This window comes from Clostridium felsineum DSM 794, from assembly GCF_002006355.2.
In the GTDB taxonomy this organism is placed as follows: domain Bacteria; phylum Bacillota; class Clostridia; order Clostridiales; family Clostridiaceae; genus Clostridium_S; species Clostridium_S felsineum.
The window spans coordinates 1220957-1240679 of the sequence record NZ_CP096980.1 but is presented as its reverse complement, the minus strand read 5'-3'; the positions used below and the strand labels follow the sequence as shown (position 1 = coordinate 1240679).

General features: G+C 31.0%; 5 protein-coding genes and 9 CRISPR repeat arrays. All 5 genes read right to left on the bottom strand.

Annotated features, from left to right (window positions below):
- Positions 1-299 precede the first annotated feature (299 nt).
- Entirely contained in the window at positions 300-1580 is a 1281-nt protein-coding gene (locus CLFE_RS05765) for a cation:dicarboxylate symporter family transporter (protein WP_077893512.1), read from the bottom strand.
- A gap of 328 nt (positions 1581-1908) precedes the next feature.
- The gene (locus CLFE_RS05760) at positions 1909-5466 is read right to left on the bottom strand and encodes a cellulase family glycosylhydrolase (protein ID WP_242951620.1); all 3558 of its coding nucleotides are present in this window, start codon (positions 5464-5466) and stop codon (positions 1909-1911) included.
- Positions 5467-5791: 325 nt separating this feature from the next.
- Positions 5792-6247 (bottom strand): hypothetical protein, encoded by a 456-nt coding sequence (locus CLFE_RS05755; RefSeq protein ID WP_077833174.1) that lies wholly within the window; start codon positions 6245-6247, stop codon positions 5792-5794.
- Positions 6248-6470: 223 nt separating this feature from the next.
- Positions 6471-8375, bottom strand: coding sequence for a methyltransferase domain-containing protein (locus CLFE_RS05750; RefSeq protein ID WP_077893513.1), 1905 nt, complete (start codon positions 8373-8375; stop codon positions 6471-6473).
- A gap of 211 nt (positions 8376-8586) precedes the next feature.
- Positions 8587-8883: direct repeats of the CRISPR family, unit length 30 nt.
- Positions 8884-9070: 187 nt separating this feature from the next.
- Positions 9071-9502: direct repeats of the CRISPR family, unit length 30 nt.
- Between the two features lie 812 nt (positions 9503-10314).
- Positions 10315-10682: a CRISPR direct-repeat array (repeat unit 30 nt).
- Positions 10683-11001: 319 nt separating this feature from the next.
- A CRISPR array of direct repeats spans positions 11002-11366; the repeat unit is 30 nt; unit sequence GTTTCAATTCCTCATAGGTATTCTAAAAAC.
- A 319-nt stretch (positions 11367-11685) separates the two neighbouring features.
- Positions 11686-12184: a CRISPR direct-repeat array (repeat unit 30 nt).
- A 1635-nt stretch (positions 12185-13819) separates the two neighbouring features.
- Positions 13820-14190: direct repeats of the CRISPR family, unit length 30 nt.
- A gap of 169 nt (positions 14191-14359) precedes the next feature.
- A complete protein-coding gene (locus tag CLFE_RS05745) occupies positions 14360-15214 on the bottom strand; it encodes an Rpn family recombination-promoting nuclease/putative transposase (RefSeq protein ID WP_077893514.1) in 855 nt (284 codons plus the stop codon).
- 1081 nt (positions 15215-16295) lie between these two features.
- Positions 16296-16727: direct repeats of the CRISPR family, unit length 30 nt.
- Positions 16728-17047: 320 nt separating this feature from the next.
- Positions 17048-17814: a CRISPR direct-repeat array (repeat unit 30 nt; unit sequence GTTTCAATTCCTCATAGGTATTCTAAAAAC).
- Between the two features lie 1047 nt (positions 17815-18861).
- A CRISPR array of direct repeats spans positions 18862-19223; the repeat unit is 30 nt; unit sequence GTTTCAATTCCTCATAGGTATTCTAAAAAC.
- Between the last annotated feature and the right edge of the window lie 500 nt (positions 19224-19723).

The window sequence follows — 19723 nt, the reverse complement described above, 5'->3', positions numbered from 1 at the left end:
AAATATAACAATAATGTATTTAAATTAATAATTTTTCATTTATATGGAATTTTTCTATATATTTAATATTTACAAATAAAGAAACGATGGTGCTCTTGGCATTTAGCATAAATGAAGCTACTGAACTATAGGATCATCAGCTTAAAAAGATTTACCATAATAATTATAGATACGTAAAACTAAAAAAAGATGACCCCTGTTCAATACAGAAATCATCTCGTTAATGTTCCTTAGTCCTTTTTTAAATCGTACTTGACAAAGGCTACTTTTTTATATAAAAAGGCGGATTGTATTTTTTATTATATATTCTTATTACTTCCCATTTCTTGTACGTATTCTTTCCCTTTATCATCATCATATACATGCTCCCATTTTGATATAACTACAGAAGCTAGAGAATTACCTACTACATTCACTGCAGTTCTGGCCATATCAAGAATACGATCAATTCCTGCTATAAAAGCTACTCCTGCCACAGGAATACCCATAGAGCCTAACGTTGCTAATAATACAACTAAAGATGCTCCAGCTACTCCTGCCATACCCTTTGAAGTAATCATAAGCACTACTACCAATTTAATTTGTGCTCCTACTGATAGATGAACTCCATATGCTTGGGCAATAAACAATGCTGCAATAGATTGATATAGGGTTGAGCCATCAAGATTAAAAGAATATCCTGTTGGAATAACAAAAGATACAACACTTTTAGGGCAGCCAAACCTCTCCATTTTTTGTATTATCTTAGGAAGTACTGCTTCAGAGCTTGCAGACGTAAAAGCAAGAAGAATTTCCTCTTTTATAACTCTAAGAAAAGATATAAAATTCACCTTAATAATAAATTTACATATTACACCAAGTACTACAAAAATAAAGAATATCATAGTTCCATAAATAGTAAGCGTCAATTTACCTAGTGGAATTAAAGAATGTATTCCAAACTTAGAAACCGCTGTTCCCATAAGTCCAAATACTCCTATTGGTGCAACCTTCATAACTTGATTAGTTACCCAAAACATAGCATCTGATATTCCTTGACATAATTTTATAACTGGTTTTCCCTTTTCTCCAATAGCTGAAACTCCAAGTCCAAACATAACTGAAAAGAATATTACAGCCAGTAAATCACCTTTTGCAAAAGATTCTACAACATTTGTAGGCACAATATTTACAATCATACTTATTAAACTATTGTCCTTTGCAGAATTTGTAGTTTTTACATAGCTAGATATGTCTGAAGCTGAAAGTGAACTTAAATTAATACCGCTTCCTGGATGAAATAAATTAGCCGCAACTATTCCTACTACAATTGCTACTGTAGTTACTAATTCAAAATATACTATAGTCTTTACTCCTAGTCTTCCTACTGTTTTACCACTTCCACCACCGGCAACCCCAACAACAAGTGTTGAAAAAATAATAGGAACTACTATCATTTTAATGAGATTTATAAAAATATCTCCCAAAGGTTTTAAATATGTGCTAACCGATGAGTTACCATAGAAAACGGTTCCAACTATAATTCCAAGTATGAGTCCAATAATAATTTGCATTCCTAAACCAATTTTAATTTTTTTCATTTTAGATTCTCCTTGTTAAAATAATTCTAGTAAAATAATCTATATTTAATTATTATCATATCTTTCTATTAATTTAATTAGTATTCTGTTAGTATATATACAAATTTAACAAATACATATTGTCCACAACTTTTAGTATATCATAATTTTCGCTAAGTTACTTAACTAATTCATCACAAAATCCCCTTTTTGCCTTTTTATTTAACATTTTTTTCACTGTTTACTATGATATTATGTATTTTGATTTATTTTAACAAAAATCCACTTAGCCAAATAAGCTAAGTGGATTAATATTTCTACTATTATTAAATTATGGTAAATCTACGAATTATATAGTTCCCTTTAATAATTTTATATCTAATAACATAAGGTCTCTTCCGTCAACTTTTCCATCACCATTTACATCTGCATTAGCTTTGTTTATTGTTACAGAATCCCCCTTAAAATAGCTTCTAAACATAGCAATATCCTGTGAATCAACTACTCCATTGCCATCTATATCACCTAAAAGTGTTGAACCATAATTTTTCACTTCAACATTTGTTGTGAAAGTTTTTGTAGAATCTCCTACCTTTACAGTGGTTATAACTGTTGTCTTTCCAGCACCCACAGCAGTTATCTTTCCATCATTAGATACCTTTGCAACATTCTCATCACTGCTAGCATAACTAATTGTTGAAGTTGAAAATCCATTATCTACTATTTGCTGCAAATCTTTTGGCAATGTAACAGAAAGACTTTCTACAGCTTTAGAAGAACTATCAAAATATAAGTTTGCTTCATTTATAGTAGCATTACTTACTTCTTGTTCTAATTTTTGTACATATACCTTATAAACCTTTGATACTGTTAAATTAGTTCCCTCATCTCCAACATAAATAGTTTGAAGTCCTGGAAAAACTTGACCATAGCTATCGTAGTTTGTAAGAGCTTTTTTATATGCACTTACCATATCACTAAGAGTATAGTATGCAATATTTGTACTTCCGTTTGATTTAGTCATTGTTGGATTTAAGGTTACCCAATTTGTGCCAGCTAAATTACCAGATAAAATCAATTGAGGTACCTTATCGCTTGTATATTCTACAGCTATAGTTAATTTATTTGTAAAATCAGAATCAGTAAAATCTAAGCCATAACCAAAGGACACTGCTTGTCCCCAATTTGAAGAGGTTGCTGTTCCATTGAATAAAGAATTTTCATCATAGTTGCTGATATCTTTTGGATTATTCCAACCATCTAACATTGCATTTACTATTTCTGGATATAAGAATTTAAGATTATTTCTATCAAAAAGTCCCATTGCATCCGTTCCACTAGAGGCAGAATTACTATTATCCCACCAACAACATGGTATTCCATAACCAGCTGCTGTCTGTAGATAGTATTTTGCAAAATTAACTCTGTCCTGTAGATTATTTTTATTTGTAGCTGCAAATTCTCCTATAACAACAGGTATTCCCTTTTGCAGGAATGTTTTATATAACAATCTAAAAGTTTTATCTATATATGACTTATCAGCATCACCAAAGGTAGAATATCCTCCTTTAGTTGAATCAGTATTCATAGCAAAGTTATATGGTATATATGCATGAATTGATACTGCAACATTAGAATCTTTTGGTACTACCATGGCTGAAACTTTAGCATAATCTGAAGCTGCACAATAAGTTGGCATCATTACAAGTCTTTTGTCATTGTTTCCACCAGTTCCACGAATTACAGAAAGTATTTTTGCATTATACTCATTTACTACATTATAATATGATGAATTTCCTGTCCAATCTTCACCATTTCTTGGTTCATTTATTGTTTCAAAGATTAATTTATCTCCATAATCTTTAAAATGAGTTGCAACTTGGTTCCATATAGCGCTTCCTTCTGTAAGAACAGTATCCTTATTTGCATCATTCATTTCACCCTGTATTTTATCATGATGAATATTAACAATAGCATACATATCATTGGCAAGTGCATAATTTATAACTGTTTCAACACGTGAAATGTAAGCTGGATCTATAGTGTAATTTGAATCAGTATAGTGCTGATCCCATCTTACTGGAATACGAACTGTATTAAAGCCAGCTTTCTTTATTTCATCTATCATCTTCTTAGTAGTTACAGGATTTCCCCATGCAGTTTCTCCACCATCAGACTCTAAAGTATTTCCTAAGTCCCAACCAACCTTCATATCCTTTACTAAATCCATAGCAGGAAGACCTCTCATTGTTGTTGGATAATGATAGTCATCAGGGAATTCTGGTGTTGGAGCAGGTGCTTTAGCATAAGTATAATCTGATAAAGTTACATCTGCTTTAACTGATGTAATCTTTTGCAGATAACTTGTTTTTGCAGTTGCATCCTTTGGAAGATAATCATTTAATAAAACTTGTGTTGTATTTCCTGTTATTCCCCAAGAAGCTTTTTTACCAGTATAGCTTTCTGAATAATCTTTATTTAAGTTAATTACAACATCATCATATCCAGTAGCCTTAACTGTAACTGTACCTATATGGAATTTTAATGTACTAGTATCACCTTCACCAAGGTTTCCATCTGAAATATTTATACCAAAATTAGCAGAAGAATTTGCCTTTGAAAAAGCTGTTGCTGTAGCGTCTTCTCCATCAAGGTTAGTAACATCTTGATATATTAAAGTAGCAGTATCTCCAAAATTCATCCAAGTCCAATCATCAGTAGTATTTTGTGCAAATGCAGCAGCATAGATTTTTGTTTGTTCACCCTTTGTTGTATATATAGCTTGTCCTGTTGTTGGTGTTGGTGCTTGTGCTTTAGTATAAGTGTAGTCTGATAAAGTTACATCTGCTTTAACACTTGATATTTTTTGCAAATAATTTGTTTTAGTAGTTGCATCTTTAGGAAGATAATCATTCAATAAAACTTGAGTTGTATTTCCTGTTATTCCCCAAGAAACCTTTTTAGCAGTATAGTTCTCTGAGTAATCTTTATTTAAGTTGATTACAAGATCATCGTATCCAGTAGCCTTTATTGTTACAGTTCCAATATGGAATTTTAATGCACTTGAATCACCCTCATTAAGATTTCCATCTGAAATATTTATACCAAAGTTTGCAGATGAATTTGCCTTAGAGAAAGCAGCAGCTGTAGTATCATTGGCATTAAGATTGGTAACATCTTGATATACTAAAGTGGCAGTATCTCCAAAACTCATCCATGCCCAATCATCAGTAGTATTTTGTGCAAATGCAGCAGCATAGATTTTTGTTTGTTCACCCTTTGTTGTGTATATAGCTTGTCCTGTTGTTGGTGTTGGCGCTTGTGCCTTAGTATAAGTGTAATCTGATAAAGTTACATCAGCTGTTACATCTGTAATCTTTTGAAGATAACTTGCTTTTGCAGCAGTGTCTTTTGGAAGATAGTCATTTAATAAAACCTGTGTTGCGTTTCCACTAACTCCCCAAGTTTCTTTTTTAGCAGTGTAGTTCTCTGAATAATCTTTGTTTAAATTAATTACAAGATCATCATATCCAGTAGCTTTTATTGTTACAGTTCCAACATGAAATTTTAGTGTGCTTGAATCTCCTGCACCAAGATTTCCATCTGAAATATTAATACCAAAGTTTGCAGTTGAATTTGCTTTTGCAAAAGCATTTGAAGTATTAGTATTTTTCAAGTTTGTTACATCCTGATATACCAGGCTAGCAGTGTCTCCAAAATCCATCCATGCCCAATCGTCAGTATTTTGTGCAAATGCAGAGGCATAAATTTTTGTTGTCTCACCTTTTGTTGTATAAATAGATTGTGTATCAGCGTTTACTTTAGTTGCAACATTGCTAATAGCACAAGTGAATAACATAGCTAAAATAACAAATAGCGATGTTACTCGATTCTTCTTTCTCATCATAAACCATTCCCTTCATATATCTTATAAAAGTTATGTGAAAATTTATGTACAATTACAGCGTAAAAATAAAATTTTACATTGCAATTATACTCTATTTTATCATATGATTACTTTAGTTGTAAACTTATCCATTGGTCAATTTTACTTTAATACATCTAGTTGTATTAATTGTAATAATATTCAATAGCGTAATATTACAGTTTTACTCTATGAAAATGCATTTCTTATAAAAAAAGAGAAAAAAAAAGGCCTCATTATTTAAAATAAAACTTGAAAAAATAAAAAAACGCCTATGTATAAGACGTCTTTTACCTGATAAATTTTTTTAAAATAAGGCTTTTATATCTCCTATGAAATTTCCAATATCTTTATTTGAATATACCCCATGATTTATATGTTTTAATTCCTTCGTCCATTCACACAAAAAATATACATCTTCAAAATGTATTCCCTTGCCTATTTCATATGTGAAGTATCTAATATCATTCTTTTTATTAAAGCCTATACCTATATATAAAGCCTCTTTTTCTTCTTTAGCCTCTGGCATTTTAACTACAATAAGAGATTTAGCCTTATTTATTTCTATATTATCAATTTCAAAGCTTGGAGGATTACTCCTTACAAAGCTTTTTTCTAACTCTATATTTCTCCATGAGGTTTTTAAATTTTTAATAAAACCATCTTTATCTTCTAATATTCTTTTTATAATCAAATTTCCAAACTTAAACAAAGAATACGGTAAAAAGTAATGCGAAAACTTATAATAATCTTCTCTGTACACTGACTATAACACTCCCTTTTAATTCTGACACGAACATATGTTCCTATAGTATTATATACCATTTTTTAATTAGTGTCAATAAATAATAAGATTTTATGGTAACATATGGTAATTCTATATAAAAAATAAATATCCTTTTTATATCAGGATATTTATCTAGACTTTTTTAAATTTCTTAAGACAGAAGGTCACTAAAATTGTCTTTCTACTTTCTCTTACATTTCTATATATAGCAAACAGCTATCATATTTAATGAAGCATCTTTCATTCCCTTTTCCACTTTAAAATCAGTCACAGAATAATAACTAATACTAGAAAAATACTTACTTAACATTTTACTAAATTCATCATAATTATATTCCTTTATATGGAAAGGATTGTTAACACTCTTTCGTGCTTCTCCATTTGGCGTAGAAATTATCATAACCCCTTCTTTCTTCAAAACTCTAATTGCTTCTCTAAAATAAGCTTTAATAGAATCAATAGGAAGATGTTCTAAAGTTTCAAAGGAAGTATACACATCGAATTTATTATCTTCAAAAGGCAGCTTTGTAACATCTCCCTCAATAAAATTTATATTTTCAAAATCATAAGCAGCTTTTGAAAATTCTATATTTCTAGGCGACAAATCCAAAGCATAAACTTTTTTACACTTATCTTTAAAATATGCTGCACCATATCCAAAACCAGAGGCAGCTTCCAAAATTTCATCTGTAGGCTTAATAAACTTCAAAGCAAATTTATACCTTTCAATTATTCTTACAAAACATAAAAACGGCATAAATTCGGTGGCAGGTATACCTCTTTCCCACATATATGCAAGATAGTTTTTATTTATATCCTCTTCAATCTCTTTATCAAACACATATCCTTGAATATTCTTATTATTTTCACTCTTTATATTTAAAATTCCATTAACAAACTCAACTATTTTACCTTTATGTTTACTATTAAAAATATAATTTGGTAATGCTATTTCTTTATTATTTTTATTATATAAAATATTAGTAAATACAATTTGCCTTCCCTTTTCATTCTTCAATATAAATTCTACAAGTTCAATATTTTGTGCTATCATTTCCCTTTTTCCCATTGTTAAATAAGCTTTTTCAAAATCAAATTTATTTATATATTCTGAAGTATATGGGGTAAACTCTTCAAACAGAGATAAAATATACGGAAAAGTCAATTTTTCATCAAATAAACCTTCTAACACTTTTTTTATTTTTATAATCTCATCTTCTAAAAAATAATTAACTTCAATAAAAGCTCTATACTCTTTTGAATTATACTCACCTTCACAAATCATTTTCACTGCTTCATTTAATGAACAAAACATAAATTTCTTATCCCATATTTCATCTGCAAACAAGAAATTATGAATTATAGGCTTTATCCCCCTTGCCATAGCCTCTGCAATTCCAAAACCAAAGCTTTCATGTATACTAGTAGACAAAAGATAATTTTTATCCTCCAAAAATGCCCCTATATCATTTTGCCACCCATGAAAAATCACATTGTCCTGAAGCTGCATTTTATTTATCTGATCCTTCCAGTACAATTCAATTAATCCATCCTGAAATTTACCTGCAACATATAATTTATATCTTTTATCCTTCTCCACAAGTACCTTCATTATTTGGAGCAATAATACTGGATTTTTTCTAGCATGAATATACCCTACATATGCAATATTAAACCCCTTTTTTCTTTCCTTAAATTTATATTTACTTAAATTAACTCCATTATTTACAGTTATAATGTTAACTCTTTCATCTATATCTGGAACTTGAATTTTTAAAAGCTTTTCCAAATGTTCTGTTACAATTATAAGCCTATCTACATTATCCCAATTAACCATTTTAGGATAATCAGTAAAAACCTCATACCTATGAAGTCTACACACAATTTTCTTTTTTTCAGCCATCTTTAATTTACTAGCGTATATTACCAGTTCATCACACCATTCAAAAAATGAAATATCCGCCCACTGCATCCACTTATTAATCTGATCATAACTCTTAACAATGATTTTTCTAGTGTCATATTCATCTGAAACACCACTAATTACATCCACAAGAAAATTATCCAAACCCTCTTTCACAAAGAAAGCCAATTTCTTCTTCATCAAATCCCACCTACAAAATAATCACTACATTATATTCTAGAGAGCATTCTTTTGTGAATTTGTAATGGTTTTCAACAAAAATATGAACATGTTACACACAAACATACTCGGTGCTTGGATCCCTGAACCCATTATAATCATATCAGAGGCTTGGACCTAGTCCATTATCCTTCTATAACTTCATATAAACTCTTTCTTCATTTCACCCACAGTTTTAATCCCTCATAGGTACTCTAAAAACGTACTTGCTGGAATATTGGATATAGAAGAAAAAGACAGTTTTAATTCCTCATAGGTACTCTAAAAACACAAATAGTTTCAGATGGAACGTCTTCAAAGAAATAGTTTTAATTCCTTATAGGTACTCTAAAAACTACAGACTGTTGCAGGAATGAATATAGGACATGCATGTTTTAATTCCTTATAGGTACTCTAAAAACAGGGGAGTGTGATGGTGATAGTTATTATTATGATTTGAGTTTTAATTCCTTATAGGTATTCTAAATGCAATCCTACCTGGGGCTTGGGTCGCTAGACCCATTATCCTTCTTTAACTCCATCCAAACTCTTTCTCTATTTCACCCACAGTTTTAATTCCTCATAGGTATTCTGAAAGCAATCCTACCAGGGGTTTGGGTCGTAAGACCCATTATCCTTCTATAACTTCATATAATATCTTTCTTCATTTCACCCACAGTTTTAATCCCTTATAGGTATTCTAAAAACTATAATAAAAGTATTGCAATTCTATAATAGCTATAGTAGTTTCAATTCCTCATAGGTAATCTAAAAACTTCCCAGCATGTGGAATGTCTAAAGTCTTTTTAGAGTTTCAATTCCTCATAGGTAATCTAAAAACATACTACCATCTAAAGTTGCTACTGTGCAACCCAACGCGTTTCAATTCCTCATAGGTAATCTAAAAACAATTTTGAGCAAATTTAAAAGCTTCATCTTTGTTATGTTTCAATTCCTCATAGGTAATCTAAAAACAATGCTTCAAACGGAGTAAAGCCAAGAGACGAAATGGTTTCAATTCCTCATAGGTAATCTAAAAACAAAAAACACTTATACGTTGTTTCCTGCTCGTATCCGGTGTTTCAATTCCTCATAGGTAATCTAAAAACCCATCTAATATAGCATACATCAGCTTCTTCAAAAAATCAACTTTTACAAATCTTCTTCAAAATCAATCAAAAATCAATACAAACCCGCTATTTTACTACAAACTAAAAAATCGTCGACCCCCCAGTGTTTTTACACTACTAAGGGTCGACGACAAATTTTAAGTTATATTTATTTATCTCTTAACTTTTATCTTCCAATATTTAAAAATTCTCCAACAAAAATTCTAAATTTAATCTTACCAAGAGCTTGGTGCGTGAAATTCATTATAATTCTAATCTTATCTGGTGCTTAGATCATAAGACCAGACCCACTATCCTTCTTTAACTCCATAAAATCTCTTTCTACATTTCATACACAGTTTAAATTCCTCATAGGTACTCTAAAAAACCATCCAATATAGCATACATCAGCTTCTTCAAAAAATCAACTTTTACAAACTTTCTTCAAAATTAATGAAAAACCAATCAAAACCAGCTATTTTACTACAAACCAAAAAATCGTCGACCCTCCAATGTTTTTACACTACTAAGGGTCGACGACAAATTTCAAGTTAGATTTATTTATCTCTTAATTCTTACTTATTTATTCTATCATTTTAAAATTTTCTAATCGTTATTCTGAAAGCAATCCTACCAGGGTTTTGGGTCGTAAGACCCATTATCCTTCTATAACTTCATATAATATCTTTATTCATTTCACCCACAGTTTTAATTCCTCATAGGTATTCTAAATGCAATCCTTCCAGGGGTTTGGGTCACTAGACCCATTATCCTTCTATAACTCCATCCAACCTCTTTCTCCATTTACCATCAGTTTCAATTCCTTATAGGTACTCTAAAAACTATACCTACAAATTAGAAAAGGAGTGTTGAAAATGAAGTTTTAATTCCTCATAGGTACTCTAGAAACATACTATTTATGAAAGGTAAATAAAAAAGGTAGGTGGTGTTTTAATTCCTCATAGGTACTCTAAAAACACCTGCTGCATGGACCACATTTCCAACCATTATAAAGTTTTAATTCCTCATAGGTACTCTAAAAACATCAGGTATATTAAAAGTTGTTGAGTTATCACCTGCACCAGTTTTAATTCCTCATAGGTACTCTAAAAACAAGAGTTATACCAGCACGAAACATTATGATATTAAAGTTTTAATTCCTCATAGGTACTCTAAAAACCCATCCAATATAGCATACATCAGCTTCTTCAAAAAATCAACTTTTACAAATTTTCTTCAAAATCAATAAAAAATCAATCCAAACCCGCTATTTTACTACAAACTAAAAAATCGTCGACCCCCCAGTGTTTTTACACTACTAAGGGTCGACAACAAATTTTAAGTTATATTTATTTATCTCTTAACTTTCAAATTCAGCAAATTCTAATATATTAAAATATAATAATATGTATTCTAAATGCAATCCTACCAGGAGTTTGGGTCGCCAGATCCATTATCCTTCTATAACCAAATCCAACCCCTTTTTCCATTTCACCCACAGTTTCAATCCCTCATAGGTATTCTAAAAACTTATACTAAAGATACAATATCGTGTAAGTTAGATCAGTTTCAATTCCTCATAGGTATTCTAAAAACTTAATAAGGAGATATAATATATGCAGACATTAAAGTGGTTTCAATTCCTCATAGGTATTCTAAAAACATATTTAATAACCAAACATAAGCAACTAACAAAAAGGTTTCAATTCCTCATAGGTACTCTAAAAACTTGTAGACCTAAAGAAACATGTTAGAAATTTTTCTAAGTTTCAATCCCTCATAGGTACTCTAAAACCCATAATTTCACCAGCAGAATCCTTTTTTGCATATTTTTGTTTCAATCCCTCATAGGTACTCTAAAACCCCATCCAATATAGCATACATCAGCTTCTTCAAAAAATCAACTTTTACAAATCTTCTTCAAAATCAATAAAAAATCAATCCAAACCCGCTACTTTACTACAAACTAAAAAATCGTCGACCCCACGGTGTTTTTACACTACTAAGGGTCGACGACAAATTTTAAGTTATATTTATTTATCTCTTAACTTTCCAATTAAGCAAATTCTAATATATTAAAATATAATAATATGTATTCTAAATGCAATCCTACCTGGGGCTTGGGTCGCTAGACCCATTATCCTTCTTTAACTCCATCCAAACTCTTTCTCTATTTCACCCACAGTTTTAATTCCTCATAGGTACTCTAAAGACTTACATACACCTTCTATCGCCATCCAACCGCATGATTGGTTTTAATTCCTCATAGGTACTCTAAAGACCAAATGCCCTCACCATCTCCTCCGACAGCTACATAACCGTTTTAATTCCTCATAGGTACTCTAAAGACTATGTTATGGGAAATCTAATCTTGAGGTGGGCTTCACGTTTTAATTCCTCATAGGTACTCTAAAGACTTATATTTATATTAAAGTCTTTATTATTTATATTTTGTTTTAATTCCTCATAGGTACTCTAAAGACCAACTAGTCCAGCTGCATGAACAGTATCAACAAGAGAGTTTTAATTCCTCATAGGTACTCTAAAGACGTTGTTTTGCTATCGCTTTTGCAAACGCTCTTACATGGTTTTAATTCCTCATAGGTACTCTAAAGACTTAGGTGACGTTGCTTGAATATCAAACCATTCATAGTTTTAATTCCTCATAGGTACTCTAAAGACCCATCTAATATAGCATACATCAGCTTCTCCAAAAAATCAACTTTTACAAATCTTTTTCAAAATCAATCAAAAATCAATCCAAACCCGCTATTTTACTACAAACTGAAAAATCGTCGACCCCCCGGTGTTTTTACACTACTCAGGGTCGACGACAAATTTTAAGTTATATTTATTTATCTCTTAACTTTCCAATTCAGCAAATTCTAATATATTAAAATATAATAATATGTATTCTAAATGCAATCCTACCAGGGGTTTGGGTCGTAAGATCCATTATCCTTCTTTAACCACATCCAACTTCTTTCTCTATTTCATCCACAGTTTCAATCCCTTATAGGTATTCTAAATACAATCCTACATGAGGTTTGGACGTAGTCCATTATCCTTCTATAACCTCATACCATCTCTTTCTCTATTTCACCCATAGTTTCAATTCCTTATAGGTAATCTAAAAACTACGATGTTTTTGAGTCTGAATTGCAAATTATTTTTGTTTCAATCCCTTATAGGTACTCTAAAAACTTCAATCTATGATCAGAACGATAAAGAAGATATTATGTTTCAATTCCTCATAGGTATTCTAAAAACTCATCCAATATAGCATACATCAGCTTCTTCAAAAAATCAACTTTTACAAATCTTCTTCAAAATTAACGAAAAACCAATTCAAACCCTCTATTTTACTATAAACTAAAAAATCGTCGCCCCCCGGTGTTTTTACACTACTAAGGGTCGACGACAAATTCTAAATTTAATCTTACTAAGAGCTTGATTCGTGAGATTCATTATACCTCTAATCTTATCTAGGGCTTAGGTCGTAAGACCCATTATCCTTCTTTAACCTCATCCAACCTCTTTATCCATTTTCCAACGGTTTCAATCCCTCATGGGTACTTTAAATACAATCCTACACGAGGTTTGGACGTAGTCCATTATCCTTCTATAACCTTATACCATCTCTTTCTACATTTCATAAACAGTTTCAATCCCTTATAGGTAATCTAAATGCAATCCTACCTGGGGCTTGGGTCGCTAGACCCATTATCCTTCTTTAACTCCATCCAGTCTCTTTCTCTATTTCACCCACAGTTTCAATCCCTCATAGGTATTCTAAAAACTAGAGAAAATTCAAAATGAGTTTGAATTTGAAGAATTGTTTCAATTCCTCATAGGTATTCTAAAAACTTTTAACACGTCTGTTGTTTCCACTGATTCCTGAATAGTTTCAATTCCTCATAGGTATTCTAAAAACTGATGCACTATACCATCAATTACTTTTATAGCCATGTTTCAATTCCTCATAGGTATTCTAAAAACCCATCAAATATAGCATACATCAGCTTCTTCAAAAAATCAACTTTTACAAACTTTCTTCAAAATTAATGAAAAACCAATCAAAACCTGCTATTTTACTACAAACTTAAAAATCGTCGACCCCCCAGTGTTTTTACACTACTCAGGGTCGACGACAAATTTTCAGTTAGATTTATTTATCTATTAATTCTTCAATTTCCTAAATTCAAATATACGTAAATATAATAATAAGTACTCCGAAAGCAATCCTACCAGGGGTTTGGGTCGCCAGACCCATTATCCTTCTATAACACATCCAACCACTTTCTCCATTTCACCCATAGTTTCAATTCCTTATAGGTATTCTAAAAACGAAAGATAGAAAAATTGTTTTTATATTTTGATGAAAAATAGTTTCAATTCCTTATAGGTATTCTAAAAACATTTAATAGTCATATTCAATATAGCTCTATTACTCTGTTTCAATTCCTTATAGGTATTCTAAAAACGTAAAAAGTTCTTAATGCCTGTACCAAATACCATTGCTGTTTCAATTCCTTATAGGTATTCTAAAAACTTAGAAACAACACATAAAGATAGTTTAGTCAATGCAATGTTTCAATTCCTTATAGGTATTCTAAAAACTAAAGTTATCACTGCATAAATCCTGCCAACCTAAATCGGTTTCAATTCCTTATAGGTATTCTAAAAACCCATCAAATATAGCATACATCAGCTTCTTCAAAAAATCAACTTTTACAAACTTTCTTCAAAATTAATGAAAAACCAATCAAAACCCGCTATTTTACTACAAACTTAAAAATCGTCGACCCTCCGGTGTTTTTACACTACTAAGGGTCGACGACAAATTTTAAGTTAGTTCTATTTATCTATTAATTTTTTAATTTCTTCAATTTCATATTTATCTAAACCAGATGCTTTAGCTATAAAATCATCATCCATTCCCATATCTACTAGATTCTTTACAACCAAAATTTCTTTATTTTTCTCTCCTTCTTTTATTCCATTTCTCTCAGCTGTTTTTATCTGAGCCTTGTAATCCATCAATGCCCTTAGATCATTTTCATAAACTTCTCTTTCTTCCTTACTCAAATACATTATATCTAGCTTTTCTATTGCTTTTTTTACTTTTTCATCTTCTGAAAGCTCTGACGGTATGCTATCTTTATCAAGTTCATATGCTCTACTTAAAAATGCTATCCATCTATCTAAACTCGTTTTCAATTCTTTATACTCTTTATTAAATTTATTTAATTCTATAAAATGCATTTCAAATATATTCGAAAACTCTTTTAGAGTTCTCGTGTTATATATTTTAAACTTATTGTGAAATTCTTTATCCTTCAAATAATTAAAATCTAGTATGTTTATTGATATAGTTTTCCTTAATTTCTCGTAATATTCTCCACTTTCTATTTGACTGGAGTACACTTTCGACCAATAATATAATGCTCTTTTATCAAAGAAATCCTGCTGTGATATCTGCATTTCTATGTCATACCATACTTCTTTATCATCCACCGCTTTTATATCTAAAATCGTCATTTTCCCGTTTCTATAGTCTGCTATGTTATATGGATTCTTTAATATTATGTCTTTTATTTGCTCATTTTCATCTATTATAGAATTTATAAATGCTATTAATATATCCTTATTTTCTTCACTGCCAAAAAGCTTCTTAAATGCAAAGTCAACTTTTGGGTTTAGCCTACACATTTCATTCACTCTCCAACCTTTTTTACTTTATATCATCATAACACAGCTTCATCATATTTGTATAGAATCTTACCAGGAAATCGACTAGATAGACCCATTATACTTCTAATCCTACCAGGGGTTTGGGTCGTCAGACCCATTATCCTTCTTTAACCCATCCAACCACTTTCTCCATTTCACCCACTGTTTTGATTCCTCATAGGTATTCTAAAAACTGGTGAAAAAATACAAAAAGAAATGAACAATGTTTTGTTTCAATTCCTCATAGGTATTCTAAAAACTAAAACAAAGATAAACAGATATAATTAATCTTAACATGTTTCAATTCCTTATAGGTATTCTGAAAGCAATCCTACCAGGGGTTTGGGTCGTAAGACCCATTATCCTTCTATAACTTCATATAATATCTTTCTTCATTTCACTCACAGTTTCAATTCCTCATAGGTATTCTAAAAACAATCATTTTTTAATTGGTTACAGAGATGTAAATATAGTTTCAATTCCTCATAGGTATTCTAAAAACAGATTAATAGGGTTTAAAAGTCCTTTAGATTTGACATGTTTCAATTCCTCATAGGTATTCTAAAAACAAGTTTATCCTAGATTTAATTTAGTCCCTGGGTTAAGTTTCAATTCCTCATAGGTATTCTAAAAACCCATCAAATATAGCATACATCAGCTTTCTTAAAAAATCAACTTTTACAAATTTTCTTCAGAATTAATGTAAAATCAATCCAAACCCGCTATTTTACTACAAACTAAAAAATCGTCGACCCCACGGTGTTTTTACACTACTCAGGGTCGACGACAAATTTTCAGTTAGATTTATTTATCTATTAATTCTTCAATTTCCTAAATTCAAATATACGTAAATATAATAATAAGTACTCCGAATGCAATCATATCAGAGGTTTGGGCGAAGTCCATTATTCTTCTTTAACCACATTCAATCTCTTTCTCCATTTCACCCACAGTTTTAATTCCTCATAGGTATTCTGAAAGCAATCCTACCAGGGGTTTGGGTCGTAAGACCCATTATCCTTTTATAACTTCATATAATATTTTTCTTCATTTCACCCACAGTTTCAATTCCTTATAAGTACTCTAAAAACAAGGAAATGTTTCTTCTAAAACACTTAAAATTTATGAGTTTCAATTCCTTATAGGTACTCTAAAAACAATACAACCCTAAAAAGAAGAAAGATGAATTTCACAGTTTCAATTCCTTATAGGTACTCTAAAAACCAGATATGAGGCAACAAGCCGATGTATTAGATACTAGTTTCAATTCCTTATAGGTACTCTAAAAACATTACTATTACAGATATAAAAAGAGGAATCAATGCGAGTTTCAATTCCTTATAGGTACTCTAAAAACCGTCACAGGGCTGTCAACAAGAATCGCTACAGCAGAAAGGTTTCAATTCCTTATAGGTACTCTAAAAACAATGTTTGATGCTACAGGACTTAAAGCCAATGGAATGTTTCAATTCCTTATAGGTACTCTAAAAACCCATCAAATATAGCATACATCAGCTTCTTCAAAAAATCAACTTTTACAAATTTTCTTCAGAATTAATGTAAAATCAATCCAAACCCGCTATTTCACTACAAACTAAAAAATCGTCGACCCCCCGGTGTTTTTACACTACTAAGGGTCGACGACAAATTTTAAGTTAGATTTATTTATCTATTAATTCTTCAATCTAGCAAATTCCAATATATTTAAATTTAATAGTAGATTCTCTAAAATCAATCTTACCAATGGTCTAGTAGCTATGACCATATTATTCTTCTTTAACCACATTCAATCTCTTTCTCCATTTCACCCACAGTTTTAATTCCTCATAGGTATTCTAAAAACTACGGAGTAACTAATGGCTAATTACGGATTTAGTTTGTTTCAATTCCTCATAGGTATTCTAAAAACAAAGGTTTACCGGAAAAATCTACAGCCGGTATAATGGGGTTTCAATTCCTCATAGGTATTCTAAAAACCTAATTGCCCAAAGTCTTCAGTACTTTCATGTTCTAAGTTTCAATTCCTCATAGGTATTCTAAAAACACAGTTTTAAACAACAAAAACACATCTAGCATAATGGAGTTTCAATTCCTCATAGGTATTCTAAAAACAGTACCACCTTTAATTGTTACGTTATATGAAGCCTGTTTCAATTCCTCATAGGTATTCTAAAAACTATAAGCAGTGGAGCAACAAATACTAATGGGGAAACAGGTTTCAATTCCTCATAGGTATTCTAAAAACAGTTAATCCAGAATTCTTTTATAAAGGACAAGATATGTTTCAATTCCTCATAGGTATTCTAAAAACGCTTTATACCGTATAAAATTGACTATGAATATAAAAAGTTTCAATTCCTCATAGGTATTCTAAAAACCTTACCAAGTGTCAGTACAGAGCTATTCAAGTCAGTTCCCAGTTTCAATTCCTCATAGGTATTCTAAAAACGCTTGCTGCTCTACTCCGATATATCTAAGTGTTATGTTTCAATTCCTCATAGGTATTCTAAAAACAGTGATTTACAGGATCAAGCAAGCAAATTAATAAAGTTTCAATTCCTCATAGGTATTCTAAAAACCCATCAAATATAGCATACATCAGCTTCTTCAAAAAATCAACTTTTACAAACTTTCTTCAAAATTAATGAAAAACCAATCAAAACCCGCTATTTTACTACAAACCAAAAAATCGTCGACCCCCCAGTGTTTTTACACTACTAAGGGTCGACGACAAATTTTCAGTTAGATTTATTTACTTATTAATTCTTTAATTTCCTAAATTCAAATATACGTAAATATAATAATAAGTACTCCGAATGCAATCATATCAGAGGTTTTGACGTAGTCCATTGTCTTTCTTTAACTTCATCCTAACTCTTTCCTCATTTCACCACTGTTTCAATTCAGTATATGTATTCTACAAACTGTGTAAGGAAAAATCTAAAGTAGTAATATATTTTGTGTTTTAATTCCTTATAGGTATTCTAAATGCAATTCTACCAGGGGTTTGGGTCGCCAGACCCATTATCCTTCTATAACTTCATATAATATCTTTCTTCATTTCACCCACAGTTTCAATTCCTTATAGGTACTCTAAGAACAATAAAAGGATCTAAAGAATCAAAACCATAAAGCAGTTTCAATTCCTTATAGGTATTCTAAAAACCCATTAAATATAGCATACATCAGCTTCTTCAAAAAATCAACTTTTACAAACTTTCTTGAAAATTAATGAAAAACCAATCAAAATCCGCTATTTTACTAAAAACCAAAAAATCGTCGACCCCCAGTGTTTTTACACTACTCAGGGTCGACGACAAATTTTAAGTTACTTTTATTTATCTCTTAATTCTTACTTATTTATTCTATCATTTTAAAATTTTCTAATCGTTATTCTGAAAGCAATCTTACTAGGGGCTTGGGTTGTCAGACCCATTATCCTTCTAATCCTACCAGAGGCTTGGACGGAGTCCATTATCCTTCTATAACCACATCCAACCACTTTCTTCATTTCACCCACTGTTTCAATTCCTTATAGGTATTCTGAAAGCAATCCTCCCAGAGGTTTGGACGAAGTCCATTATCCTTCTTTAACCACATCCAACCTCTTTATCCATTTCACTCAAAGTTTCAATTCCTCATAGGTATTCTAAAAACACTAAATATTATGCAATTTTTCGCATAGGGAAAAAGTTGTTTCAATTCCTCATAGGTATTCTAAAAACGTTAGTGCTTCACCGCTGACGGTCTTTATAGAATTGTTTCAATTCCTCATAGGTATTCTAAAAACCTTTCTGTACTTTGTATCATAGTCTTCTGGCAAATAGTTTCAATTCCTCATAGGTATTCTAAAAACTGTAAATACAAATATTTTTTAAAACATCCCCTTTTTTGTTTCAATTCCTCATAGGTATTCTAAAAACTTAGATATAAATTAAATTATAAGTTATACTTCCAGGTTTCAATTCCTCATAGGTATTCTAAAAACCCATCAAATATAGCATACATCAGCTTCTTCAAAAAATCAACTTTTACAAACTTTCTTCAAAATTAATGAAAAACCAATCAAAACCCGCTATTTTACTACAAACCAAAAAATCGTCGACCCCCCAGTGTTTTTACACTACTAAGGGTCGATGACAAATTTTCAGTTAGATTTATTTACCTATTAATCCTTTAATTTCCTAAATTCAAATATACGTAAATATAATAATAAGTACTCCGAATGCAATCATATCAGAGGTTTGGCGAAGTCCATTATCCTTCTTTAACTTCATATAATATCTTTCTTCATTTCACCCACAGTTTTAATCCCTCATAGGTACTCTAAATGCAATCCTACCAGGGGTTTGGGTCGCCAGACCCATTATCCTTCTATAACACATCCAACCACTTTCTCCATTTCATCCACAGTTTCAATCCCTTATAGGTACTCTAAATGCAATCCTACCAGGGGTTTGGGTCGCCAGACCCATTATCCTTCTATAA

What these genes read in the sequence shown, in the direction of transcription:
- CLFE_RS05745 (WP_077893514.1), bottom strand. Translation starts at nt 15,214, where the DNA reads ATGTGTAGGCTAAACCCAAAAGTTGACTTTGCATTTAAGAAGCTTTTT.
- CLFE_RS05765 (WP_077893512.1), bottom strand. Translation starts at nt 1,580, where the DNA reads ATGAAAAAAATTAAAATTGGTTTAGGAATGCAAATTATTATTGGACTC.
- CLFE_RS05750 (WP_077893513.1), bottom strand. Translation starts at nt 8,375, where the DNA reads ATGAAGAAGAAATTGGCTTTCTTTGTGAAAGAGGGTTTGGATAATTTT.
- CLFE_RS05760 (WP_242951620.1), bottom strand. Translation starts at nt 5,466, where the DNA reads ATGATGAGAAAGAAGAATCGAGTAACATCGCTATTTGTTATTTTAGCT.